The 23890-nt window shown below is 48.3% G+C and carries 20 protein-coding genes; 17 read left to right on the forward strand and 3 right to left on the reverse strand.

What is annotated here, in order from left to right:
- Positions 1–28: 28 nt before the first annotated feature.
- The 13 genes from B5F07_RS03870 to B5F07_RS03930 all read left to right on the forward strand — a co-directional run bounded on the left by B5F07_RS03870 (position 29) and on the right by B5F07_RS03930 (position 14521).
- Positions 29–985, forward strand: coding sequence for a carbohydrate ABC transporter permease (locus B5F07_RS03870; protein ID WP_087159956.1), 957 nt, complete (start codon positions 29–31; stop codon positions 983–985).
- On the forward strand, positions 982–1782 hold the full coding sequence (locus B5F07_RS03875) for a carbohydrate ABC transporter permease (RefSeq protein WP_087159957.1): 801 nt from the start codon (positions 982–984) through the stop codon (positions 1780–1782). Before B5F07_RS03870 ends, B5F07_RS03875 begins: the two co-directional genes overlap by 4 nt.
- A 172-nt stretch (positions 1783–1954) precedes the next feature.
- Positions 1955–3547 carry a sensor histidine kinase gene (locus B5F07_RS03880; protein ID WP_162613046.1) on the forward strand — a complete coding sequence of 531 codons (1593 nt, stop codon included), beginning with the start codon at positions 1955–1957 and terminating at the stop codon, positions 3545–3547.
- On the forward strand, positions 3525–3896 hold the full coding sequence (locus B5F07_RS03885; protein ID WP_087159959.1) for a response regulator: 372 nt from the start codon (positions 3525–3527) through the stop codon (positions 3894–3896). Before B5F07_RS03880 ends, B5F07_RS03885 begins: the two co-directional genes overlap by 23 nt.
- 72 nt (positions 3897–3968) lie before the next feature.
- Entirely contained in the window at positions 3969–5120 is a 1152-nt protein-coding gene (locus tag B5F07_RS03890) for a helix-turn-helix domain-containing protein (protein ID WP_087159960.1), read from the forward strand.
- A 60-nt stretch (positions 5121–5180) separates the two neighbouring features.
- Positions 5181–6815: a hypothetical protein gene (locus B5F07_RS03895; protein WP_087159961.1), complete on the forward strand. Its 1635-nt coding sequence runs from the start codon at positions 5181–5183 to the stop codon at positions 6813–6815.
- A gap of 60 nt (positions 6816–6875) precedes the next feature.
- Positions 6876–8066 carry a uroporphyrinogen decarboxylase family protein gene (locus B5F07_RS03900; protein WP_087159962.1) on the forward strand — a complete coding sequence of 397 codons (1191 nt, stop codon included), beginning with the start codon at positions 6876–6878 and terminating at the stop codon, positions 8064–8066.
- 330 nt (positions 8067–8396) lie between these two features.
- A complete protein-coding gene (locus tag B5F07_RS03905; protein ID WP_087159963.1) occupies positions 8397–9626 on the forward strand; it encodes an ATP-binding protein in 1230 nt (409 codons plus the stop codon).
- Between the two features lie 47 nt (positions 9627–9673).
- On the forward strand, positions 9674–10684 hold the full coding sequence (locus tag B5F07_RS03910) for a PDDEXK nuclease domain-containing protein (RefSeq protein ID WP_087159964.1): 1011 nt from the start codon (positions 9674–9676) through the stop codon (positions 10682–10684).
- A gap of 353 nt (positions 10685–11037) precedes the next feature.
- Positions 11038–11322: a DUF1905 domain-containing protein gene (locus B5F07_RS03915; protein WP_087159965.1), complete on the forward strand. Its 285-nt coding sequence runs from the start codon at positions 11038–11040 to the stop codon at positions 11320–11322.
- Positions 11323–11452: 130 nt separating this feature from the next.
- Positions 11453–12121, forward strand: coding sequence for a TetR/AcrR family transcriptional regulator (locus B5F07_RS03920; RefSeq protein ID WP_087159966.1), 669 nt, complete (start codon positions 11453–11455; stop codon positions 12119–12121).
- A 196-nt stretch (positions 12122–12317) separates the two neighbouring features.
- Positions 12318–13496: an MATE family efflux transporter gene (locus B5F07_RS03925; protein WP_204248809.1), complete on the forward strand. Its 1179-nt coding sequence runs from the start codon at positions 12318–12320 to the stop codon at positions 13494–13496.
- A 155-nt stretch (positions 13497–13651) separates the two neighbouring features.
- Positions 13652–14521, forward strand: a complete 870-nt coding sequence (locus tag B5F07_RS03930) for an SPL family radical SAM protein (protein WP_087159968.1) — start codon at positions 13652–13654, stop codon at positions 14519–14521.
- A gap of 137 nt (positions 14522–14658) precedes the next feature.
- Here B5F07_RS03930 and B5F07_RS03935 read toward each other — a convergent pair whose 3' ends face one another.
- Entirely contained in the window at positions 14659–17172 is a 2514-nt protein-coding gene (locus B5F07_RS03935) for an excinuclease ABC subunit A (protein ID WP_087159969.1), read from the reverse strand.
- Positions 17173–17417: 245 nt separating this feature from the next.
- On the opposite strand from B5F07_RS03935, the gene B5F07_RS23260 reads away from it, so the two are divergent.
- The 4 genes from B5F07_RS23260 to B5F07_RS03955 all read left to right on the forward strand — a co-directional run bounded on the left by B5F07_RS23260 (position 17418) and on the right by B5F07_RS03955 (position 21224).
- Entirely contained in the window at positions 17418–17729 is a 312-nt protein-coding gene (locus B5F07_RS23260; protein WP_087159970.1) for a hypothetical protein, read from the forward strand.
- Positions 17726–17992: an NUDIX hydrolase gene (locus B5F07_RS03945; protein WP_275533105.1), complete on the forward strand. Its 267-nt coding sequence runs from the start codon at positions 17726–17728 to the stop codon at positions 17990–17992. Before B5F07_RS23260 ends, B5F07_RS03945 begins: the two co-directional genes overlap by 4 nt.
- A 24-nt stretch (positions 17993–18016) precedes the next feature.
- Positions 18017–18865: a histidinol-phosphatase gene (locus B5F07_RS03950; RefSeq protein WP_087159972.1), complete on the forward strand. Its 849-nt coding sequence runs from the start codon at positions 18017–18019 to the stop codon at positions 18863–18865.
- Positions 18866–18932: 67 nt separating this feature from the next.
- Positions 18933–21224 carry an adenosylcobalamin-dependent ribonucleoside-diphosphate reductase gene (locus B5F07_RS03955; protein ID WP_087159973.1) on the forward strand — a complete coding sequence of 764 codons (2292 nt, stop codon included), beginning with the start codon at positions 18933–18935 and terminating at the stop codon, positions 21222–21224.
- Between the two features lie 90 nt (positions 21225–21314).
- On the opposite strand, the gene B5F07_RS03960 is transcribed toward B5F07_RS03955, so the two are convergent.
- Entirely contained in the window at positions 21315–22268 is a 954-nt protein-coding gene (locus B5F07_RS03960) for an SGNH/GDSL hydrolase family protein (protein WP_140397979.1), read from the reverse strand.
- A gap of 10 nt (positions 22269–22278) precedes the next feature.
- Positions 22279–23889 (reverse strand): MBOAT family O-acyltransferase, encoded by a 1611-nt coding sequence (locus B5F07_RS03965; protein ID WP_087159975.1) that lies wholly within the window; start codon positions 23887–23889, stop codon positions 22279–22281.
- Position 23890: the final 1 nt, after the last annotated feature.

Raw genomic sequence — 23890 nt, forward strand, 5'->3', positions numbered from 1 at the left:
TATGAGATTTTAGGGATGTCTTTTTCAGATGAAACAGCAGGCAGACTGCCTGCAGGGTGATAAGAAAAGAGGAAAGTGGGGAAAAGAGATGAAAAAAACAGGCAGAAGAAAAAAATATCAGTTAGAAGGCTATCTGTATCTGCTCCCGGCTTTTATTGTATTTGCAGTTTTTATAGCATATCCGATCTTTTTTACTTTTCGGACCAGTTTTTTTGAATGGGACGGGTTTTCACCGGATATGAAATTTGTCGGATGGGAGAATTACAGATCAATCATTGAAAGCGGGAAACTGCCTATCGCATTGAGAAATTTTGTGCTGTTTTTTGTGTTTAGTGTTTCCATGCAGATGCTGATCGGGATGATCCTGGCAGTTTCGTTGAAAGTACAGACGGTATTTCGTACGATCGTCAAATCGATTGTTTTCATCCCTGTTGTCTTGACGCCGGTAGTGATCGGCTATGTATTTCTGAATATGCTGGAACCTAATATGGGGTTTGTTAATACGCTGCTCCGCAGCCTTCATCTGGATTTCCTGGCTAAGAGCTGGCTTGGGGATCCGAATCTGGCTCTCGGGAGCATCATTGTGATCAGTATCTGGCAGTCTACCGGATTCAGTCTGATCATGTACATTGCAGGGATTGTTTCTATCCCGTCAGAAGTGCTCGAAGCGGCAAAGATCGACGGGGCGGGAGCAGTCAGAAGTTTTATTTATGTGACATTTCCACTGCTGAAAAGTACACATGCCACTATGTTGATACTGAGCGCGATAGGCGCACTGAAAACATTTGATATTACCTGGGTGCTGACTGGCGGAGGACCCGGCAATGCAACGGCTACCTTTTCAACACTGATCATGAAAGAGTCATTCGACTCCTATCAGCAGGGTACATCGAGCGCATTGTCTGTGGTACTGATACTATTAGCACTGGTGATAACAGCATTTCAGTTAAAACTATATAACGGAAAGGCGGGGGATGTTGAATGATCGATGGAAAAAAAGCACGAAAGATGTGGAAGAGGGGACTCCAGAATGCGGTGCTTCTGGTGATCGCGTTTATCTATATCATACCGGTCGTATTTATGGTCCGGAAATCGCTGGAGAAAAACGGTCTGCAGAATTATGTTGAGGTTTTTAAAGAAACGGACATGACCAGAAACTTTCTGAACAGTCTTATTGTAACATCGGTTTCAGTCATCCTGGTCGTACTGTTTGTATCGCTGGCGGCATACTCGTTCTCAAAATTAAACTATCCTTTTAAGAACGGGATTTATCTGATGTTTCTGACCGCGTTGATGATACCGGCGGCATCGATGATGTTTCCGACTTTTCTGGTAGTCAATAAAATGGGGCTGATCGATAATTTCATGTCGCTGGTCGGTCCATATGTGGCGATTCAGCTCCCATTTAATCTTGTTATCATGCGGAATTATTATGACAGTATACCGAACAGTATCATCGAAGCGGCAAAGATCGATGGATGCAGTACGTTTCAGACACTGCGGTATATCATGTTCCCGATGTCTGTTCCGGCACTGGCTGTTGTGATCACCTGGACTTTCATCGGCTGCTGGAACGAATATATGTATGCATTTATCTTTATTAATGAACCTTCCATGCGTACCTTGACCATGCTTCCCACGAAATTCGCCGGATTGTTCAGTACCCGGTATGAACTGATGTTTGCTACTCTGGTTCTGATCGAGATCCCGATCATCCTTCTTTATCTCCTGACACAGAAGCGTCTGCAGGAGGGGCTTGCATCAGGAGCTGTAAAAGGCTAAACTGAGCATAATGGGGTGATCAGTGATGAAAAATATACGGATAAAATTTCCAAAGTTCCGGTTGAAAACATATATTTTTGTGGTGTTTCTTTTTGTATCCATTGTTCCGCTTTTGATCTCAAATATCATAAATTACAACCGAAACCGGACTGAGGCCAGGGACGCTGCTTTTATGGCAAGAGATCAGTTTATGAGCCTGGCGTCTCTGGAATTCAACGATATTGTAGAACAGGTGGAGAAGATCTATCTGCGTCTGGCTGTTGACAATGAGCTGGCGCAGAAGCTGGAGCACTGGCCGGACGATCAGCTTGGCGTATTCCAGAATATGAGAGAGATCGAAAATAATATTCTGGGGCCTTATCTGGCGCTGTATCCGTATATTGACAATCTGATCATATATCCGGGAAATACACAGTATGCAGTGGCCGCAGGAAGTGCCGGATATGCGGTGACAGAGGATTATGAGAAGTTTTCTTTTTACAGAGAAGCGGTGGAAAATCCTCAGAGATCATTCTGGGAAGGACCCCATGAGTATGAAGGAAATTACTATGGCTACTCGATGCACGATGCGGTCAGTTTTCTGCAGGCGGTAAAATCCGGGAATAATACTTTTGTGATAGAGATCCAGATTGATAATGCAGCACTTGACGAAAAAATAGCTGCGAGTCAGGACGGGTATCATTCAAGAATCGCCTTACTGGATACAAATGATGAAATCGTATCAGTAAATCAGAAAGACGAATTCCGCGAGGAGGATTATATAAACAAAACTGTTATCCTGGACAATAACTGGAAATTATTATATTCCATCCCGAAGGACGAGCTGAGGGAAACTGCCCGGATACAGATGCAGACGATGGTGGGAATTACTGCCGTTTACATCATCCTGGCGGCGGCCCTGTCGGTACTTACTTCAGTACTGGTATCCAGGCCGATCCGGAAAGTGATCTCCAGGATGAAAGTCCCGATCGATGAGAACAGCGGGGAAGTGAAGACATTCAGTTATATCAAAGAGATCGCTTATCTGGCGGAGTCTTATGAAAATATGCGTATCAGGACGAGAAATCTGATCGATGATCTGATAGAGGAACAGCGGAAAAAGCAGGCTGCAGAGATGCGTGTGCTCCAGTCTCAGATCAATCCGCATTTTCTGTATAACTCACTCAATCTGATCCGCTGTACTGCCGCCCTTAACGGCCAGAAGGATATAGAGAAAATGTCCCAGGCGATCGTTCAGCTTCTGGAGTTCAGCATCAACAGTCAGGAATGTGTGAAAATATCCGAGGAGATCGAGATAACAAGGCAGTATATCAATCTGCAGGAGTGCAGGCATAATAAGAAAATGAACATCAACATACAGGTGCAGGAGGGGATTGGAAGAAATCTTATGCTGAAGATGACGATCATCCCTCTGGTAGAAAATGCGATCATCCATGCCTATAACGGAGGAGAAGCGGATGTGCACATAGATGTCTCTCTTTCCTGCATAGAGAAAAAACTTATCATAGAAGTTCAGGATTACGGGAGCGGGATGACGGAAAAGAGGATAAATGAGATTTTTGAAAAGACAGAAGGAAAGTTTAACCGGATCGGAGTAAAGAATATCATTGAGAGAGTTCAGCTATATTTTGGCGAAGAGTATCATTTATCAATTTACAGTAAAGAAGGAGAAGGAACTCTGGTCAGAGTTGAACATCCTGTTTTGAGTGAAAAAGACTGGGAGGGAATTCGATCAAAAAGCCATGAGAAGAATAGTGATAGCTGATGACGATGTGATCGTTCGTCGTTATTTGGAACAGATCATCCGGAATGAATTGCCGGAATTTGAGCTGTGTGGTATCGCGAAAAACGGATGTGAGGCGATCTCACTGATAGCGGAGAAACAGCCGGATCTTGCGATCATTGACATCGATATGCCTGAGAAAGACGGCGTGGAGGTACTTTATCAGCTGAGAAAAGAAAAAATTTCTCCGGAAACAAAAGTGATTGTTTTGAGCTGTTACAATGATTTTGATTATGTGAAAAATGCGATGAAATATGGAGCGGTCGATTATATTTTGAAATATAAAGTCGATACGGAAACACTGGCAAAAATGTTGGAATCGGTTTTTTAGAACGATCCGTCTGTAAAGGTTCTGGAGTATAAGAAAAATCATTTCCGGCCATCAGAGCGGCAGGACAAGCTGTTGAAGAAGATCCTCTTTGCCCATGATGAATCTGTGGACGATAAAGCGGACTCTGCAGAATGGGCGGAAGCTCTTAATATTAAGACTGATAATCTGCTTGCTGCTGTTGGTGTGATCGATTATCATGATAAATTTCTTCTGCATAATACAGAAGAGGATATTTTACAGCTCAACGAAGAGATCATGAGCATTATCAGTGAGAATACAGGAGACCGGACAAACACGCTTGCAGCATGCATCGATGAAGATAAATATGTTCTGATATTCAGTGATGTGTCCAGAGAAGAAAATTCAGCGGCAAAACGGAAGATTGAAAAGATTCTGTCGTCCATTAAAAAAGAGATTGAAGAAAAACTGCAGATGACAGTTACTTTCGGATTAAGCGGCGGGGGCGGAAACATAACCAATGTAGCGGCCTATTATGAAAATGCGCTGTCTGCTCTCAGATATAAGCTTTATATGGGAACAAACAGTCTGATCTGGTATGAACAGTGTACATTTTCGGAAGAGATCCCCTCAGAACTGAAAGACGCGATCAACGAATGGTCACGAAAACCGATTCGCTCAGAAGAAGCTATGAGACAGCTCGAAGATATCTTTCAAATGCTGGGAACTCTGAGATTGAGGTATTCCCAGTATAATCTGCTTTTACTGAGACTGGTGGGAAATGTGATCCGGGATGCGGAGGATTCTGCCATGATGAGCAAGGTGTTCGGAGATATTGACACTTCTACAGTTTTCTGTGGCTGCGAGACATGGAGAGATCATTTCCAATGGATGCAGAAACATATAAGCAGACTGAAGGAAGGGGGAAGGGAAGAAAAACACAGAAGCGAGATCGAAGCGGCTCTCCGGTATATTGAGGACAATTTGGGGGAACCGCTGACTCTCTCGCGGATCGCGGATCATGTGAATTTCAGCAAAAATTATTTCAGCCAGCTATTCAAACAGAGTATGGGAGAAAATCTGGTTGATTATATTGCACGGATCCGGATCAACCGGGCAAAGGAGCTGCTGCTCAGTTCAGACTATAAAGTGTATGAGATCGCGGCAGAAGTCGGGTTTGAGAGCCAGCATTATTTTAACAGACTTTTTAAAACGCTTGTAGGAGTAACTCCTACGGAATACAGAAATATAAAATGTTTCAGCTGACGATAGATCGGAGCTGTTTGCAGGTTGCCATATCAAATTATATCAGGAGGAAGTTAGAGTATGTTTGATTATCGTATAGGTATGATAGGAACACCGGCTGTACCGGATGTAAAGTGGAGCGACAGTAAACTTGAAGAACTGAAGCAGTATGGTTTTAATATGATGCAGTTGAACATAGCCTGGGGATGCCGGCCAAATGATGAGCCGTTAAACCTTCAGGATGTTCTGGTCCTGCCGGAGCAGGATAGCGGGGAGCGTCGAAAAGCAGAGGAAAGGCGCGGACGGATCAGGATGAGGCTGGAGCTTTGTAAAAAACAGGGGATGCGGTCCCTGTTCCATTTTGGAGCGCCGTATAACGGGCTGGAACCCTATCAGGGAGTCCCGCCGAAAGTTTGCTTTCATACAGAGGATACTGTCAAATATTACTGTGGACTGTTGGAAGAACTGGAAAGACAGATCCCGGGAATTGATGATATCCTCGTGTATACATATGATCAGGATGCCTGGCTCTGCAGTGAGTTTTCCCATTGCGAAAACTGCCGGGGAATCCCGCTTCACAAGAGACTGCCGGGATTTTTGTCCGCACTGAGCCAAAAGTGGAATGAAGTGAGCGGCGGAGGCCGGATGTGGTGGGAGTCCTGGGAACTGTCGGCCGGCCAGACATTAAAGACGATAGAACAGCTTCCGGAAAAGGGATTCGGCCTGATGATCCATTCCAACATTGGAGAAGTTCAGAAAACAAGAACGGTTGACACGTGGTTTCAAAATGTATGTATGCTTGCAGAGAAGAAGCATATCCCTGTCATAGCAGAGCTGTTCCTGGGCGAGTCAAGTGAGGAGACAGAACCTCTGAAACGGATCCCATGTCCATCGCTAACTTATATGCAGATCAAAAAAGTCATTTGCCAGACCGGTGTGGCAGGCATCAAGGAATATTATGGTCTGCTGCCCCAGACAGGCGATCCATGTCTGGAGATAGCAGGGCAGGTGATCTGTCATCCGGAAAAAAGTCTGGAGGAGTGTCTGGATGCGATTGCAGGAAAATATGAGCGGTATAAAAATGAAGTGATACAGTTCTGGCAGCAGGTGTCAGAGGCATATATGCTTTATCCATGGGATGTGAGCTGGTATGCCAGAGAATGCGGCCGTTCCACGACAGACCATGGCTGGAATGCTGCATTTTTAAGAGGCCAGCAGTGCTCCACGCCGAGCTGGGAATCTACAAGGCACGCTGTTTTTATGAAAACAGATGATCATCAGCCTCATCCGTGGATGCTGGAGGATGTGGGGCTTCGTTTTGAGATGGCGGGAGAACGGATGCAGAAAGCCTATGAACTTGGGGCCGGACTGCTAGAAATGATACCGGAGAAAATGAGGGATCAGATAGAGGAATCGCTGGAAAGTATCGAGACATTCAGGAGGATCTGTACAGCATATTATCTCCATATCAGGGAGACGAATGTCGCAATGATGCTCCGGGAGGAAGCAGAGAGGCCGACAAAGGCGGCAGCGGAGTTAAAAAAGGAAATGATGGAACTGCTTTGCGCTGATGAGAAAAATCAGGAAGGACGGGGACGAGTAGTGAAGATCCGCCGGGAATTTGAAGAAAATCCGGAACAGTGGCTGGCAATGTATCTTTTGCCTGTGGAAGAAGATCTCAGAGAGAAAGGATATTATGCTCTGACAACCAGATAATTGATAAAACAATTAAAAAGTGTCTAAAAGAATTAAGAACGGAAAGGGGACGGGGAACATATGACAAACAGAGAACGAGAACTTGCAACGCTTAATTTTCAGAAACCGGAAGGAAGAGGTTCGGTGGAAGAGACATTTTACCCATGGACCCTGACAGCTGAGCGGTTTAAGAAAGAAGGGATGCCGGACAGAATCGCGGACGGAGCGGGCGACATAACCAATGATCTGGCAGGAAATGAAGAGAATCAGAAAGAAATGTATTTTCCGGTCAGCTGGGGGAAGGGGGTTATGGATTATGAACAGTATTTCGGATTTGATCCGGTCAGAAGGATCCATTTTGTCCTCCCTTTCCGCCGTTTTGAAGAGAAGATCGTGGAAAAAACAGAGCGTTATACGATCAGACAGGATATTTACGGACGCCAGGTCATTCAGTATGCCGGTTCAGATCTGGAACTGGAGCACAAGCCGGTCATAGTGACCAGAGAAGATTGGGAACGGTTAAAACTGCATGCGGATAAGCAGCTGGAAATGTATTTTTCGGATGAACAGATACGAAAAGCATATGCTCCTTTGAAAAACGGCCACGACAGAGGCGATTATTCAATACGGCTGAATATAGAAGGATTTTTCTGGGTCCCGCGGGAACTGCTCGGGATCGAACCGCATATGTATGCGTTCTATGATGAACCGGAACTGCTCCATGATATTGAGGAGTATATTTTTAAGGTGTACAGTACAAAACTGATGAGAGTCATAGAAATGTTACAGCCGGATGTGGTCTATTTTATGGAAGATCTGAGCGGTAAAAACGGTCCGATGATATCTGCAGAGTGTTTTGAGGAATTTGTAGGCAGTTATTACCGCAGGTTAATTCCTCTGCTGAAAAGCGGTGGTGTTCAAAATGTATTTGTGGATACGGATGGTGATTTTGACAGCCTGATCCCCAATTTTATGGCATCAGGTGTGGACGGCTTCCTTCCCATGGACGTAAACGCAGGAATGGACATCGTAAAAGTCAGGGAAAAGTACCCGACACTGAAATTTATCGGGAGCTTTAATAAACTGGAGATCGCAAAAGGAAAAGATGCCATCGACCGGGAATTTGCCCGGCTTTTGCCGGTGATCCGCAGCGGCGGATATATCCCGGGAGCAGATCATCAGGTCGCACCTTCAACATCTCTTGAGAATTACAGATACTATATAGAGCGGTTAAAAGAAGTTATGACACAGTGCGGAGCGGATTTGCACTGAGCATATCTGTATCATGATGCAGCCGTCGACAGGGCGGCAGGATGGGGAGAAACTTTCGGGGGACTCCCTGTTTTTTATTGATGTGTTTTAGCTTCAGATTCAAATAATTGCAGGAAGAAGATGGTTGTGTCTGGAGATTCATACTGGAAAAACGGATAAAAGCAGGTGATTGATGAGGGAAAAGGTTGTGTGAAGAAGCGGGATTGGGTATAATTTACTTGGAATTGATGATGAAACCTGCAGAGCGTCCCGGATATTACTTTTCAGACATTAGAAGGGAAAACGGTTGTCGTTGCGACGGTTGCTCCGGGAGTAAACCGGCCGTATTTTTTGAAGTCCAAAGGAAAAGAAAAAGGGACTTATGTTCGTGTTGGAGGTACGTCAAGACTGGCGGATCCAGAAAAAATCAGAGAGTTGGAGTATGAGGGGGAACGTGTTTCCTGGGACGAACAGATATGCATTAACTATCCGGTTACAGAAGCTGCAGTTAAAAAATTGTGCCGGGACATCAACCGCTACCGGAAAGAAATGCAGGAGATCCGGGAAAATGCAGGAACGAGACCAAGAGTAACACGGACTCAGCTCATCAACTGGAATGTGTTAAAGAAAAGAGAGAACGGCTATTTGGCATCGAATGCGTTCGCGTTGCTGACAGGGAAATATTTTCATTATTCAAAGACTCAGTGTGCCGTCTTTGCAGGGACAGAGCGCGGCGAGTTTATCGATAAGCAGGAATACGACGGACCATTGTATGAGCAGATTGAAAATGCTTATTCGTTTGTGTTACGGAATATCCGTCGAAGCGCGAGGGTTGAAGGACTGGTGCGGAAAGAAAAATATGAACTTCCGCCTGCTGCGATTCGTGAAATGATCATAAACGCCCAATGCCACCGTAATTTTCTTGATTCATCCTGCGTGCAGGTAGCCTTGTACGATGACCGTCTGGAGGTTACGTCGCCAGGAGGATTATGTTTCGGACTGACTCTTGAGGAAGCGATGAGCGGACGCTCCAAACAGAGGAACCGGGTTATAGCCGAGGTGTTTAACCAGATTGGGCTGATCGAAGCATGGGGAACAGGATTGAGAAATATTCGCAGAGCGGCAGCGGCTTATCATTTGCCGGAACCGGAATTTATTGAGATGCCTGAGACATTTCGCGTGAATCTATTCCGAAAAGGGATAGCTGAAAAAGTTGACTATAGTGCAGGGATAATCGCAGAAGATTCAGAAGAGATTCGGAGGAGCTTCGGAGAAAATTCAGAGGAATTTCGGGGAAATTTCGGAGGAACTTCGGAGGAACTTCGGAGGAACTTCGGAGAAGCTTCGGAAGAATTTCGAGAAAATTTCAGAGAAAAGCAGGAAGAATTGAACGACACACAGAAGAAAATCATCCAGCTTTTATCCACAGACGGAAGCCGGACTGCGGCAGAACTTTCAGAAAAGATCGGTATAACGCGCAGAAGTATTGAGATGAATATCCGAAATCTGAAAGATCGTGGAATATTGGTCAGACATGGTCCTGCAAAAGGCGGATACTGGGAGGTGAAAAAGCAAAAATAAAATTTGTCATTCCCTGCTGCGTGGCTAATACTATATCGGAGGAGATTATGAATCAGGAATTTTATGGAGAAATCAAAAAGATTTTGATAAATTCAAGAAATAAGGTTTATCAAACTGCTAATTTTGCAATGGTCGAGGCATACTGGAACATAGGAAAAGCAATTATAGAAGAGCAGGGAGGCAAGGAAAAGGCGGAATATGGAACGGGATTGTTACAGGAATTGTCAAAACAGATGACAAAAGATTTTGGTAGAGGATTTACAGTTGCAAATCTGAAAAATATGCGGCAGTTCTATCTGAAGTTTCCAAATGGCTACACACTGCGTAGCGAATTGAGCTGGTCGCATTACCGTCTATTAATGCGAGTCGAGGACAAAACTGCCAGAGAATTCTATATGCAGGAAGCAGTGAAATCACAGTGGAGTACAAGGCAGCTTGAGAGGCAGATTAATTCATTTTTTTATGAACGGTTATTGTCGAGCAAAAATAAGGATAAAGTAAGACAAGAGATTCAACACTTGGAACCGGCTAAAAAGCCGGAAGATATTATTCGCGATCCATATGTTTTGGAATTTCTCGGATTAAGCCCCAATGAAGATTTTTACGAGAGTGATCTGGAGCAGGCATTGATTACACATTTGCAAAAATTCCTTCTGGAGCTAGGCAGAGGTTTTTCGTTTGTCGCCAGACAGAAAAGAATTACTTTTGATGGAAGACATTTTAGGATTGATCTCGTTTTTTACAACTATATTTTGAAATGCTTTGTTCTGATTGATTTGAAAGTTGGCGACTTGACTCATCAGGATCTTGGACAAATGCAGATGTACGTGCACTATTATGAGCGGGAACTTATGAATGAAGGGGATAATCCGCCAATTGGTATCGTGCTATGTGCAGATAAAAGTGATTCTGTTGTTAAGTATACTCTCCCGGAAAATGAAACGCAGATATTTGCTTCAAAGTACAAATTATATTTACCAAGCGAAGAGGAATTGGTGAAAGAATTAAATCAGGAATATCAGGTATTGGAGTCAGAAATGAAAAGTGAAACTCTGTAATATTAATGGGGCAGAGGCACACAGAAATGTTTATTGGACATGTGATGAAAAATAATATTGGCAGAATAAGTGCGAATGTGAAGCGAACAGAAAATTCCCGGAGGATTCGCACCAGTAAAAGTGTACAAAAGAAGCTAAACAGTGCTGTATAAAGTGCGGATGAATAGTCATATGTAAATAAAATGAGAAAGGGTTTGGTGATTTTGTCTGAAAAACAGGGTGCTGTTTTGGATAAAATTGCAGTCACTCTCCGCATGGAGAGTGTGGATTAAAAGACCAGATAACTAACACAGCCAAGTTCCCAATTCTCCGCAAAAGAAACACAAATCAAACCCTACAAGAGGTAAAAAAGAATGAATTCTAAACTCTACAAATTTAATGCCATCATTGAACCTGTTCCGGACAAAGGCGGTGCATATATTCGCTTCCCCTACGATATCCGGAAAGAGTTCGGCAGAGGACGGGTGAAAGTCCATGCCACCTTTGACGGCGTACCCTATGATGGAAGTATCGTGAATATGGGTGTGAAAAATGAGGACGGCTCAGTCTGTTATATCATCGGAATTCGTAAAGATATTCGTGAAAAGATCGGGAAACAGCCGGGAGATACTGTTTTTGTCACAATAAAAGAAGTGTGATATGACAGAAAAAATCAATAATGAATGAACATTATTCATTGACTTCTAATTTATCCGGTGGTATACTCTCAGGTATCAGATGGAAAATCACTGAAAACCCTACACATACATATTAGGAGGAGGAAAACGGATGCGTATTTCAAAGGAGCCGGCTGAGAGAAAACAGGAAATTATTGACACAGCGATGCGCCTGTTTTATGAAAAGGGATATGAGAAGACATCAATCTCTGATATCGCGAAAGAAATGAACGTGGCGCAGGGGCTGTTTTACCGGTATTTTCCGTCCAAGGAGGTGCTGTTTGACACGGCAGTTGAGCAGTATGCCCAACTGCAGGCTGATCAGATGACGGCCTTTCTGAAAACATCTCACCAGAAGAAAGCAGCAAATGTGGATGAGACTGTATCTGCGGATGAGACGATGCCTGTGGGTGAGGCGATGCCTGTGGATGAGGCGATGTCTGCGGGCGGTATGACGCTGATTGATATCGTGGAGCAGATGCCGACTTTTATCGAAGCGGAGCAGGAAAACAGCTATATGAAAAAAGTGTTCCACGGACCGGGCTCGAAAGAGATTCACATGAGACTGTCTCTAAGTATCTGCTCCAAAATGAAGCCGGTAGTCCAAAGGCTTCTCGATGAATCGAATCAACGGGGAGAAACACACATTCAGGATACAGAGGCAGCCGCTTCATTCTGTGTATATGGACAGTTGGGGCTTCTGATGGATCAGGCGATTCCGAGAGAGGAGCGTGTTGAGCGGGTCAAGACTTTCCTGATTGAAGTATTAAAAAATCTGTAGCGGATGATTTGCAAAGAAAGGGAAAATAGAGAGAAAGACAACCCTGCTTTTGAGCAGGGCTTCTTTAAAAAGATAGAATGAATAATATTCATTCATTAAGGCATCCCTTCCAATCGAAATGCTCCTACAAACAAAGCTTCCGTTCAAAGCTAAAGTGGATATTTCATCTGAAATTATTTTAAAGGAGAAATTAAAAGTGAAGAATGAAATTGATTTTATTTCTGACGACACAAAAAAATGTCTGCTAATGGTGGCGCTTCCCATGATGGCAGCCATGTTTCTCAATATGGCATACAACCTTGTGGACAGTCTTTGGATCGGCAACCTGATGGGAGAGACTGCCTATGCGGCGCTGACAAGTTCCACGCCGATTATTCTGATCCTGAATTCAATCGCGATGGGAGCGACAAATGGAGTGTCGATTCTGCTGTCCCGGGCTGTCGGTGCGGGAGACCGGGAAAATACAGAGAGCTTAGTGGCAACATCTCTGGTTGTGTCGGCTGTATTTTCTGTGGGAATCACGGTTCTTCTGGAACTGTTTTTAAGACCGCTTCTCATACTTCTGCAGACACCAGGGGAGACGTTCCAGATGGCCTGTGAGTATCTGGAGATCTATCTTCTAGGGTATCTGGCTGTGTATCTTTATTGTTATTTTACGGCAGTTCTCCGAAGCTTTGGAAACACGGTTTTCCAGGTGGTCGCAATGCTGGTCTGCACGATACTGAACGCTGTGCTTGATCCGCTGTTTATCCATTGGATGGGCTTTCGGGGAGCCGCGGCGGCGACACTGCTTTCCCAGATGCTCTGTCTGATATTCATGTTGGGATATTTATGGAAAAAGAGACTTTTTGAATTTCATATCACGGCATTTCGTATCAGATGGATCGGCCTGTTGTTCGCCAAAGGGATTCCGGCAGCATTTCAGCAGAGCATACCGGCTGTGAGCACCAGTTTTCTTACATCCCTTGTGAGCGGGTATGGCGTCAGTGCAATCGCCGCATATGGAATCACCGGGAAAATGGAGACGGTTCTCGTGATTTTTGCCCGGCAGATTTCCGGGCTGTTTGTAGACAGCAGGGCTGCTGCGGAGATTGTCAGAATGTATTTTCTGATTGTTGGCGCCGGGTATATTCTGAACACCGTGACAAACTGTTTTCTGGGGGCTGTAAATGGAATGGGAAAGCCGGCAAAAAGTCTGCTGTGCATGGTTCTTTACTATCTGCTGATCCGGATGCCTCTGGCGGCAATGTTTTCCGCTCTGGGTCTGGGACTGAACGGAATCTGGACAGCGGTTCTGATCAGCCATATTGTCGCCGCCGTCGCAGCAGCCCTTGCCGGAAATCACGAGCTGGGAAGATCTGACTGCATGCCCTGATTTGAAAAGATCTGACCGCATGCCGTGATTCGGAAAGATACGACTGCATATCATACATCTGAAAAGATTTAATTGCATTTCAAAATAAAATGTGACATACTGCTGTCGTAAAGATTGATGCATCTACGTGAGCTGTGGAACAGGAGGGCGGATATATGCATTTCACAAAAGCAAAGGGAATTCTTTCGGCAAACAACGGAATGAACATTTACCGGGGATGCACGCACGGCTGTATCTACTGTGACAGTCGCAGCAGATGTTACGGTTTTACCCATCCGTTTGAGGATGTGGAGGTGAAGGAAAATGCGGCGGAGCTGCTGGAGCAGAAGCTCCGGTCAAAGAGAAAGAAATGCATGATCGGGACGGGAGCCATGTGCGATCCCTATATGCACTGCGAGGAGCAGCTTGGCCTTACAGGAAGATGTCTGGAGGTTATTGACCGTTATGAGTTTGGGGTGGCAATTCAGACAAAATCTGACCGGATCCTGCGCGATATGGATCTTCTGCGAAGTATCAATGAGAAGGCAAAGACAGTTGTGCAGATAACGCTGACGACTTACGATGAAGAGCTGTGCAGGATTATCGAACCCCATGTCTGTACCACCGCCAGGAGAGTGGAAGTTCTTGAGCAGATGAGAGAAGCAGGGATTCCCACGGTTGTCTGGCTGACGCCTGTGCTGCCTTTTATCAACGACACAGAGGATAATATCCGGGGAATTTTAAAGTGCTGTGTGGATACCGGTGTGAAAGGAATCATGAATTTCGGCATGGGTGTTACCCTGCGCGAAGGGGACAGGGAGTATTTTTATGAAGCTCTTGATAAACATTTCCCTGGCTTAAGAAATAAATATCAATACATGTATGGAAATTCATACGAGGTATCAAGTCCGAATCACGGCAGGCTCTTCAGAATTTTTGAAGACACCTGCCGTGAAAATGGAATCTTGTATAAACCGGACGAGAGCTTTGCCTATCTCAGGGAGTTCCCAGAAGATAAGGGATACAGCCAGCTCAGCCTGTTTTGAAATGTGCGGTGAATCTCATCAATCAGCAGATTCATAGATAGGCAGACTCATAAATCAGCAGACTGCTGCAGCACGGAACATGACTTCCGACAGGTGTTGCAGCAGTTTTTTTTGCATGGTTTATCAGATTCATCGGGTCACAGATATCTCCCGGTACAGCTTGCAGAGTTCTTTCGGAGCTCATCCGGTGTCCCGGCTGCCACGATCCTGCCGCCCTCTGCACCGCCGCCGGGCCCCATATCGATGATGTAGTCGGCGTTTCGGATCACATCCAGGTCGTGTTCGATGACAATGACAGTGGCGCCGTTTTCGATCAGTGTCTGGAACACGCCGATGAGAGTCTGGACATCGAGGGGATGCAGACCGATGGTGGGCTCATCAAAGATAAAGATGGAGTCGGCCTGCGTCTTACCCATCTCGCTGGCAAGTTTCAGACGCTGTGCTTCGCCGCCGGAGAGGCTGGGAGTCTCTTCGCCGAGGGTGAGATAGCCGAGTCCCAGATCTTTGAGCACCTGAAGTCTCTGGCGGACGAGTTTTAAGTTCTCGCAGGCTTTCAGGGCGGTGTTGATATCCATTGCCATCAGCTCCGGCAGGGAGTAACCTGCAGCGGGGACGGCATCACGGGCTATATTCCCCGCCTTCTTCTTTTTATCCACATACCGGATCCGGTCCGCTGCCTTGTCATACCGGGAGCCCCGGCACTGGGGACAGGTGATCTTTACATCCGGGAGAAACTGTACGTCCAGGCTGATAATGCCGGTTCCGTCGCAGACCGGACAGCGCAGTTTGCCCGTGTTGTAGGAGAAGTCCCCGGCTTTGTATCCAAGCTCTTTTGCATCTGCGGTCCGGGCGAAGATCTTCCGCAGTTCATCGTGTACATTGGCATATGTGGCCACCGTGGAGCGGACGTTGATACCGATGGGAGAAGCGTCGATCAGCTTGACCTGTCCGATTCCGCATGGGTCAGCCTCATGGACATGTTCCGGTAGTTTCGTCCCGTGAATGGCGGCTTCCAGTCCGGGAATCAGGCTTTCCAGGATGAGTGTGGTCTTGCCGGAACCGGATACGCCGGTCACAGCGGTGAGCCGGCCCTTTGGAATATCGGCTTTCAGAGGCTGCACGGTGTGGATGGCTCCGGTGGCGAGATGAATTCTCCCCAGGGAGAACATCTCTCCCGCATCTGCCCGGGGACGCATGAGAGTATGCTGCTGTCCGGAGAGGAAAGGCCCGATTTTCGACACAGGATTTCCGGCGATGTCAGCGGTTGTCCCCTCTGCGATCACATAACCTCCGTCGGAACCCGCATCCGGTCCCATCTCGATGATCCAGTCGGATTCCGAGAGAATCTGGGTATCGTGGTCCACCAGAATTACGGAGTTCCCGTCAGCGATCAGGTCGTGCATCACTCCGGTCAGCCCCACGATGTTGGAAGGGTGAAGTCCGATGGAGGGCTCGTCCAGCACGTAGAGCACACCGGTAGTGCGGTTGCGGACTGCCCGGGCGAGCTGCATCCTCTGGCGTTCCCCGGTGGAGAGGGTAGAGGAGGCCCGGTCCAGTGTCAGATACCCGAGCCCCAGATCCATCAGGCGTTTTGCTACAGTCTGGAAGGAATCGCAGATGCTCTTCGCCATGGGGCGCATCTCTTCCGGGAGAGATGCCGGGATACCGGATACCCACCGGATGAGGTCAGAGAGTGTCATCTGGCAGGCCTGTGCCAGGGATATGCCGCGAAGCTTTGGAGCGCGGGCAGCTTCTGACAGCCGGGAACCGCCGCAGTCCGGGCAGGCCTCCTGCTTCAGAAATTTCTCCACACGTTTCATGCCCTTTTCATCTTTGACTTTTGATAGTGCGTTTTCGACTGTGTACACAGCATTAAAGTAGGTAAAATCAAGTTCACCTGCCTGGTTGGTTTTTGTGGATTTGTAGAAAATGTGCTTTTTTTCGGCCGGACCGTTATAGACGATATCTTTTTCTTTATCAGTCAGTTCACGGAAGGGCACGTCTGTGCGTACGCCCATGGCACGGCACACGTCCGTCATCAGAGACCACATCAGAGAATTCCAGGGAGCGACGGCGCCCTCGTCGATGGTCAGGGAATCGTCCGGTACGAGAGTGGAGCGGTCTACCGTGCGCACCGTTCCTGTGCCGTCGCAGGTGCGGCAGGCACCCTGGCTGTTAAAGGCAAGTTCCTCGGCGGAAGGCGCGTAAAAGTGAGTTCCGCATACGGGGCAGACCAGTTCCCCGCCGGCTGCAACCAGGAGAGTGGGCTCCAGATAATGGCCGTTGGGACACCGGTGGCTGGCGAGCCGGGAGAACATCAGACGCAGGCTGTTCAGCAGTTCGGTTCCGGTGCCGAAGGTGCTGCGGATTCCCGGGATACCCGGACGCTGATGGAGCGCAAGGGCGGCAGGAACATAGAGCACTTCATCTACATCGGCCCTGGCGGCCTGGGTCATCCTGCGCCGGGTGTAGGTGGACAGGGCATCCAGATAGCGGCGGGAGCCCTCTGCATAGAGGACGCCCAGAGCCAGGGAGGATTTTCCTGAACCGGAAACCCCGGCGATGCCGACGATTTCTCCAAGGGGAATATCAACATTGATGTTTTTCAGATTGTGTACCCGCGCACCGCGGATCAATATTTTATCTGCCATAAAAATCTCCTTTCTCTTGATGATAAGATTTTATTGAAGAAAATATTATGTTTCTTTGGTCACGATAATAATTCTATAAAAATATCCTGTGAACAGTTGAAGACAATTCGATTATATCACTGCTCCGACGTGTTTGAAAGAGGCGAAAAAATAACTGCCCGGATAGATATTTCTATGATATTATGTAGATACGTCTGGCGGACAGAATAGCACAGTCCGTCCTGCAGATAAGGAGGAAGTACAGAATGGATGCAGAAAAAAGAGTCAGGGGGAGCAAGGCTGCAGCGGAAGAGGCGGCCGGACGGGATCCCTTCGAGACGCTGGGATCGAAGAAGATACACGCAGGCCGTTTTACTGTTGTTCAGGATCAGGTACGTGTAAACGGCTGCGAACAGCCTTATGATTATCTGGAGATCCGGGAAGGAGTGAGCGTGCTCCCGTTCCGGGAAGGCAGTGTCCTTCTCCAGAGGCAGTACCGTTATCCTGTCCGGTCCTGGCAGTGGGAACTGCCGGGGGATTTGTCGACCCGGGCGAGACACCGGAGGAAGCTGCGGTGAGAGAACTTGCGGAAGAGACCGGATATCAGGTGAAAAAGCTGCATCCGCTCGGTCCGTTTTATCCGTCTTTCGGTTCAACAAATGAAAAAATCTGGCTTTTTGCCGCGGAATGCGGTGAAGCGTCAGGCACGGACAGAGAAGCCGGGGAAGTGATCGTACTGGACGAGATGAGTCTGGAAGATTTCCGAAAACTGGTAGCAGACGGGAAGTTCATGCACGGGGCCGGCCTTGCAGCATGGGCGCGGTATATGAGCCGTTTATAGAAATGCAGAAGGATACCGGAAAGGATGGAAGAGATGATCAGGCAGAATTTACACACCCACAGTATCTACTGTGACGGAAAGGACACCATTGACGAGATGGTGAGGGAAGCAATAGGAAAAGGCTTTACGGTTCTCGGATTCTCGGGTCACGGGCCATGTGCAGTGGACGAGTGCGCCATGAGTGAAGAAGGGCTGGCATCCTATATCCGTGATGTCAGGGAAGCCCGGGAAAAATACCGTGGGCAGATAAGGATCTTTCTGGGGATCGAGGAAGATATGATGCAGAGGGTCCCGTCGAGAGCCCCCTATGATTTCGTGATCGGGAGCAAACATTTTATCACTGTGGGCGGACAGGTGAAGAGTATTGATTATTCCGCAGATGAGAGCAGGAAGATCGTGGAACTCTACGGAGGGGATTTCCTGGCTTTTGCCCGGGATTACTACGAGGATGTGGCAAAGATGGCAGACTTTCCGGAAGTCGATATCATCGGACATCTGGATCTTCTGATGAAATTCAATGAGGACGGGAGCTTTGGCTCTTTTACGAACCCGGACTACATCTCCTGTGCGGAAAAATGCATCGATGCGCTTGTGGGAGCGGGGAAGATCCTGGAAGTCAATACAGGTGCTGTAGCGCGGGGATACCGGAAAGATCCGTATCCGGAGCGCCATCTGCTCTCTTATATCAGGAAAAAAGGAGGAAAGATCCTCCTGAACAGTGACTGCCATGACAGGAAGATGCTTGACTGCTGTTACCGGGAGTCGCTGGAGATGATCAGGAAAAGCGGGTTTGACAGCATGATGGTGCTGACGAAAGACGGGTTCCGCGAAGCGCCGCTGGATGAATTTGCGGGGAAAGCCCTTGTACCCTGATCCCGTTGATAGTAGAATGAAACTATGTATGGAAATAAGCTGATAACAGAGAAAGAAGGAATATGAAATGACAGTAGAAGAATGGCTCGGGGAAGACAATCAACTGGGAACCGACATCTGGACAAAGAAATACTGCTGTGACGGGGAGTCCTTTGACGAGTGGCTCAGCCGGATCAGCGGCGGGAACCGGGAGATCGGAGAGTATATCAGACAGAAAAAATTTCTCTTCGGAGGCCGGATCCTCTCCAACCGGGGGCTGGACCAGAAGGGACGCAAGGTCACGTACTCGAACTGCTATGTGGTAGAACCGCCCGAGGACAATATAGAGAGTATTTTCGACTGTGCCAAAAAGCTGGCCCGCACTTACAGCTACGGCGGCGGATGCGGAGTAGATATTTCGGGATTAAGCCCCCGGGGGGCGAGGATCAACAATGCGGCCAGGGAGACGAGCGGTTCTGTCTCATTTATGGAACTTTATTCTCTGGTGACGGCGCTGATCGGCCAGAACGGGCGGAGGGGAGCGCTGATGATATCGATCGACTGTTCCCATCCGGATGTAGAAGAGTTCATCGATCTCAAGACAGATCTGGAGAAAGTGACGAAGGCCAATATCTCTGTGAGGATCCATGAGGATTTTATGGAGGCAGTGAAAAAGAATGGGGAGTATACCCTGCACTATAAGCGGGAGGCCACCGGAGAGGTGATCGAACGTACCGTGAACGCACGGGAGCTGTTCCGCCGGATCGCAGAGACGAACTGGGACTATGCAGAGCCGGGCGCACTGTTCTGGGACAGGATCGAAAGCTGGAACCTTCTGAGCAATACAAAGGAGTTTTCCTATGCAGGAGTGAATCCGTGTGCGGAAGAACCGCTGCCCGCAGGGGGGAGCTGCCTTCTCGGAAGCATCAACCTGGCGGAGTTTGTACAGGATCCTTTCACCGATCACGCGCAATTCGACTTTGAGGGACTGAAAAAGTGTGTGGAAGTCTCTGTGGGGGCTCTCAATGAGGTGCTGGAAGAAGGACTTCCCCTTCATCCCCTGGAGGAACAGCGGGAAAGCGTGGCACAGTGGCGTCAGATCGGACTGGGGATCATGGGTCTGGCAGACTGCCTGATCAAACTGGGACTGACTTATGGAGAAGAGGATGCTGTGCGGATGTGTGACAATATCGGATTTGCCATGGCAGATTCTGCGATCGCCGCCTCTGCCCTTCTGGCCAGGGATAAGGGCGCATTCCCGGCCTGTCATACGGAGGAGATCATGTCCACCCCCTATTTCCTGGCGAATACGACGGAGAAGACGAGGGAACTTGTGCGAAAATACGGCCTGAGGAATTCACAGCTCCTGACGATCGCGCCTACGGGAACACTTTCCACGATGCTTGGCATCTCCGGCGGAATCGAGCCGGTCTACGCCAACTACTATGAAAGGAAAACGGAGTCCCTCCACGGGACAGACGTGTACTATAAAGTATATACCAGGATCGTCGAAAGCTATATGAAACAGCATGGGCTCAAAAGCGATACGGATCTCCCGGACTGTTTTGTGACAGCCATGACGCTGGGATACCGTCAGAGGATCAATATGCAGGCAGTATGGCAGACTCATATCGACGCATCCATCAGCTCGACGGTGAATGTGCCAAACCGTTTTACTGTGGAGGAGACGGAAAAGCTGTATCTGTATGCTTTTGAAAAAGGGCTCAAAGGCATCACGATCTTCCGTGACGGGTGTAAGAGGATCGGGATACTCAATACAAGTGAAAAGAAAGAGACGAAAAAAGTCGTGGCTGGAGAAGGGCTTAAGCGGGGCGACATCCTGCTGGTCACAGATGACGTGGTCGGGAAGAAGCGCAAGCTGACAACGGGATGCGGCAGTCTTCACTGTATCGCATTGTTTGATCCTCATACCGGGGCGCTGCTGGAGACATATCTCAGCAAAGGTTCCACGGGGGGATGCAATAATTTCATGGTGGGGCTTTCCAGGATGATATCGATCAGCGCGAGGGGCGGGATCGATATTGAGACGATCGTGGATCAGCTCAATTCCAGCGGATCCTGTCCGTCTTATACAGCCCGCCGGGTGACGCGGAAGGATACGAGCAAAGGGGCCTGCTGTCCGATGGCTGTAGGGAATGCTCTTATGGATATGTATAATGAGATGCAGGAGGAACTTGCGGAAAAAAGCGGGGAAAAGGCAGAGAAAGCCGGAAGAAAGGCAGAGAAAGCTCCGGAGCCCAAGGCTGTGAGTACGGAAGAGGAGACGGACCGGATGTTCTGCCCGGAGTGCGGGGAACCTCTCGTGTTTGAGGAAGGATGCAATATCTGCAAAAGCTGCGGATGGAGTAAGTGCCACTGATCCGGTAAATTATGATCCTTCCGCAGGAAAGAAGGCCGATGCCGGCACACCATTTTCGGTGCCGGCATCGGCCTTTCCTGACGGATCCTGTTATCCGTTTTCTGTCCTGTCCGCTGCAGTCTGATACTGCTCCAGCAGCGTGTTCCAGTCACTGTATTTCTTTTCCCCGCGATGGTCGGGAAGAGAGTAATTTTCCATGAGATAGGAACCGAGGACAGCAGTGACTTTTCTGGCTCCGCTCAGATTCAGATGATCACCCTTATCCATAGTATCCTTTTCCCAGTCGATCCCGGCCCGGTCATCAAGATTCAGATCAAAATAGGGAATGTTGTACCGTCTTGCATAGGCCTCGAGAGCATTGTGCTTCGGATAGCTGTAGTTGACCGGAGAAGTGGTGCTCACAAGCAGGAGAGAGGCGTTGTTTTTCGCGCACAGTTTCCGGATCATGTCCATATACAGATATGTGTGCGCGGGCATTTTTTTTACGCTGTCCGTGGGCTGCATATATTTTTTTGCCCCGGTATAGGGTTCGATGTCACTGTGGACAGGGAATCCTTTAAAGCTGTCGGCGTCCGTTTTCGGGCCGTCAAACACACTTTTCCAGATATTGTGGTAACGAAGGGCCGGGAAGTAAAAACGGAGCGGTTCACCTACAGTGAGAAGGACGTTTTCCGCCAGGCCCGGATCCCGGAACATGAGGTTGGTCTCAAGGATCACCAGCTTCGGAGACTGCGTCTGCAGTGCTGTTTTCAGCATGTAGTAAGTTTCCTGGATCCGCTGGGAGCTCTGACCGCAGTTGTAAGATGCGATTCCATGCTGCGCCCAGAGATCCATGGGAGAAAATGAAGTATAGCTTTCACTGTCCCCGAGAAAGATCACATCCAGAGAGTCCTTTTTCTCTGCGCTGATCCCTGCGAAGACCCTGCTTCTTCCGCGTACGCATCCCCTGCATCCGGCTGTGATCCGGCTGGCGGCAGCAGAGCAGAGTCCGAGCAGAAAGAAGAAAGTCAGAAAGAATAAAATCCCTTTTTTCAGTCGTTTCATTGTGTTCACCTCAAAATCCTGCATAGATTAGGTCGATCGCCTGGTATCCGTCTCCATATGCTGCGAAGAGCAGGAGAGCAAAGAGAAGCGCATAGCATACACCCCATCGCAGAGGAAGGCTGCTTCCGGCGATCCGAGTCGAGATACTGCCGCTGTGTTCCCTGATATGTCCGACTGCTGCGACTATGATGCATCCGGCGATGACGGCGGCAAAATCGGCCGGGCTCATCCCAAGGTTGAGAAGGGTGCCGTCCCAGAGATTTCCGATATCAAAATCACGGAAGATACTGCGGAACATGTGGATCCCGGCTTTCAGGCCGTCAGCACGGAAGAAGAGTTCTCCGGTGAAGATGATGAGCCATGTTTTCAGGATCCGGAAAGACCTCAGCCATATGCTGTCAGCAGAGATGTGACAGGCGGAGAGAACGCGGTCGCGGACCGGCTCGATGGCAGTTCCCAGGATGATCAGGGTAAAATAATACATTCCGTAAAAGATATAACTCCACCGGTCTCCGTGCCAGAGTCCGTTGCACAGCCAGACCGGAAAGAGGGCCAGGGCTGAGGTGACCAGGCGGGTAAGATATTTCCCCGCATGTTTCCTGCCGTACTGGTTCCAGCGCTTGACCGTGCCGGAGACAGATACGGGGTAAAAAATGTAGGACTTAAACCATACGCCGAGGGTGATATGCCATCTCCGCCAGAACTCTGCCGCACTCTGGGAGCAGAAGGGCTGCCGGAAATTTTCGGGCAGGCGGATGCCGAAGAGACGTCCGCTTCCGATAACGATATCGATAAATCCGGAAAATTCCATGTAGAGCTGTATCGTGTAGGCCACCGCGGAGACGGCAACGACAACTCCGGAGTAATCCCGGTAATCATCAAAGACCTGGGATACGAGGAGTGCCAGACGGTCGGCGATGACCAGCTTTTTGAACAGTCCCCAGAAAATGCGTATATATCCGGCAGTGAAATCCGTCCGTTCCGGTGTTTTCCCTGCATAAAGCATCTCCGCCGTATCGGAGTGACGGCAGATAGGTCCTTCGATGATCTGGGGGAAAAACATAAGGAACAGGGCAGTCTTTGCCAGAGAAGGTTCCGCCTTGATCCTGCCCCAGTAAACGTCAGCCATATATCCGATGGCCTGCAGGGTATAAAACGAGATGCCCAGAGGAAGGAGTATGCGGATTTCGGAAAGAGAGGAAGAAAGCCCCGCTCCGTTCAGGATCTCCGAGAGCGTACGGATAAGGAAATTGTAATATTTCAGCCCTGCAAGGATGGAGAGGAGCAGCAGGACACCGAAGGCCAGAACACCTCTGGCCCGCGTACGGTATCTGCTGCGGATCTCTTTTTCCCGAGACTTCCCGGCGCTGTCTGCGGATTCCCGTATCTCGCGCTGTTCTTCGGACTGCAGCCAGGCAAGCCAGATCCCGATATAGTGCGTTATGAGGACAGCACCGGCCAGATACAGGATCAGGCTCAGTTCCCGGCAGAGCATCAGATAGAAAATGATACTGAAGCCGAGAAGCGCTTTCCAGCGGTGCTTCTGCGGAGTCAGCCGGTAGAACAAAAGGCACAGAGGAAGAAATATAAGGATATAAAGTATCAGCTGAAACGTTGTCATA

The sequence above is a fragment of the Lachnoclostridium sp. An169 genome (assembly GCF_002160525.1).
Classification (GTDB): Bacteria; Bacillota; Clostridia; order Lachnospirales; family Lachnospiraceae; genus Mediterraneibacter; species Mediterraneibacter cottocaccae.

Bases quoted from the DNA above. Each gene is read 5' to 3' on its own strand.
- B5F07_RS03870 (WP_087159956.1), top strand. From the start codon at position 29: ATGAAACAGCAGGCAGACTGCCTGCAGGGTGATAAGAAAAGAGGAAAG.
- B5F07_RS03875 (WP_087159957.1), top strand. From the start codon at position 982: ATGATCGATGGAAAAAAAGCACGAAAGATGTGGAAGAGGGGACTCCAG.
- B5F07_RS03880 (WP_162613046.1), top strand. From the start codon at position 1,955: ATGGCAAGAGATCAGTTTATGAGCCTGGCGTCTCTGGAATTCAACGAT.
- B5F07_RS03885 (WP_087159959.1), top strand. From the start codon at position 3,525: ATGAGAAGAATAGTGATAGCTGATGACGATGTGATCGTTCGTCGTTAT.
- B5F07_RS03895 (WP_087159961.1), top strand. From the start codon at position 5,181: ATGTTTGATTATCGTATAGGTATGATAGGAACACCGGCTGTACCGGAT.
- B5F07_RS03900 (WP_087159962.1), top strand. From the start codon at position 6,876: ATGACAAACAGAGAACGAGAACTTGCAACGCTTAATTTTCAGAAACCG.
- B5F07_RS03910 (WP_087159964.1), top strand. From the start codon at position 9,674: ATGAATCAGGAATTTTATGGAGAAATCAAAAAGATTTTGATAAATTCA.
- B5F07_RS03915 (WP_087159965.1), top strand. From the start codon at position 11,038: ATGAATTCTAAACTCTACAAATTTAATGCCATCATTGAACCTGTTCCG.
- B5F07_RS03920 (WP_087159966.1), top strand. From the start codon at position 11,453: ATGCGTATTTCAAAGGAGCCGGCTGAGAGAAAACAGGAAATTATTGAC.
- B5F07_RS03930 (WP_087159968.1), top strand. From the start codon at position 13,652: ATGCATTTCACAAAAGCAAAGGGAATTCTTTCGGCAAACAACGGAATG.
- B5F07_RS03935 (WP_087159969.1), bottom strand. From the start codon at position 17,172: ATGGCAGATAAAATATTGATCCGCGGTGCGCGGGTACACAATCTGAAA.
- B5F07_RS23260 (WP_087159970.1), top strand. From the start codon at position 17,418: ATGGATGCAGAAAAAAGAGTCAGGGGGAGCAAGGCTGCAGCGGAAGAG.
- B5F07_RS03950 (WP_087159972.1), top strand. From the start codon at position 18,017: ATGGAAGAGATGATCAGGCAGAATTTACACACCCACAGTATCTACTGT.
- B5F07_RS03955 (WP_087159973.1), top strand. From the start codon at position 18,933: ATGACAGTAGAAGAATGGCTCGGGGAAGACAATCAACTGGGAACCGAC.
- B5F07_RS03960 (WP_140397979.1), bottom strand. From the start codon at position 22,268: ATGAAACGACTGAAAAAAGGGATTTTATTCTTTCTGACTTTCTTCTTT.
- B5F07_RS03965 (WP_087159975.1), bottom strand. From the start codon at position 23,889: ATGACAACGTTTCAGCTGATACTTTATATCCTTATATTTCTTCCTCTG.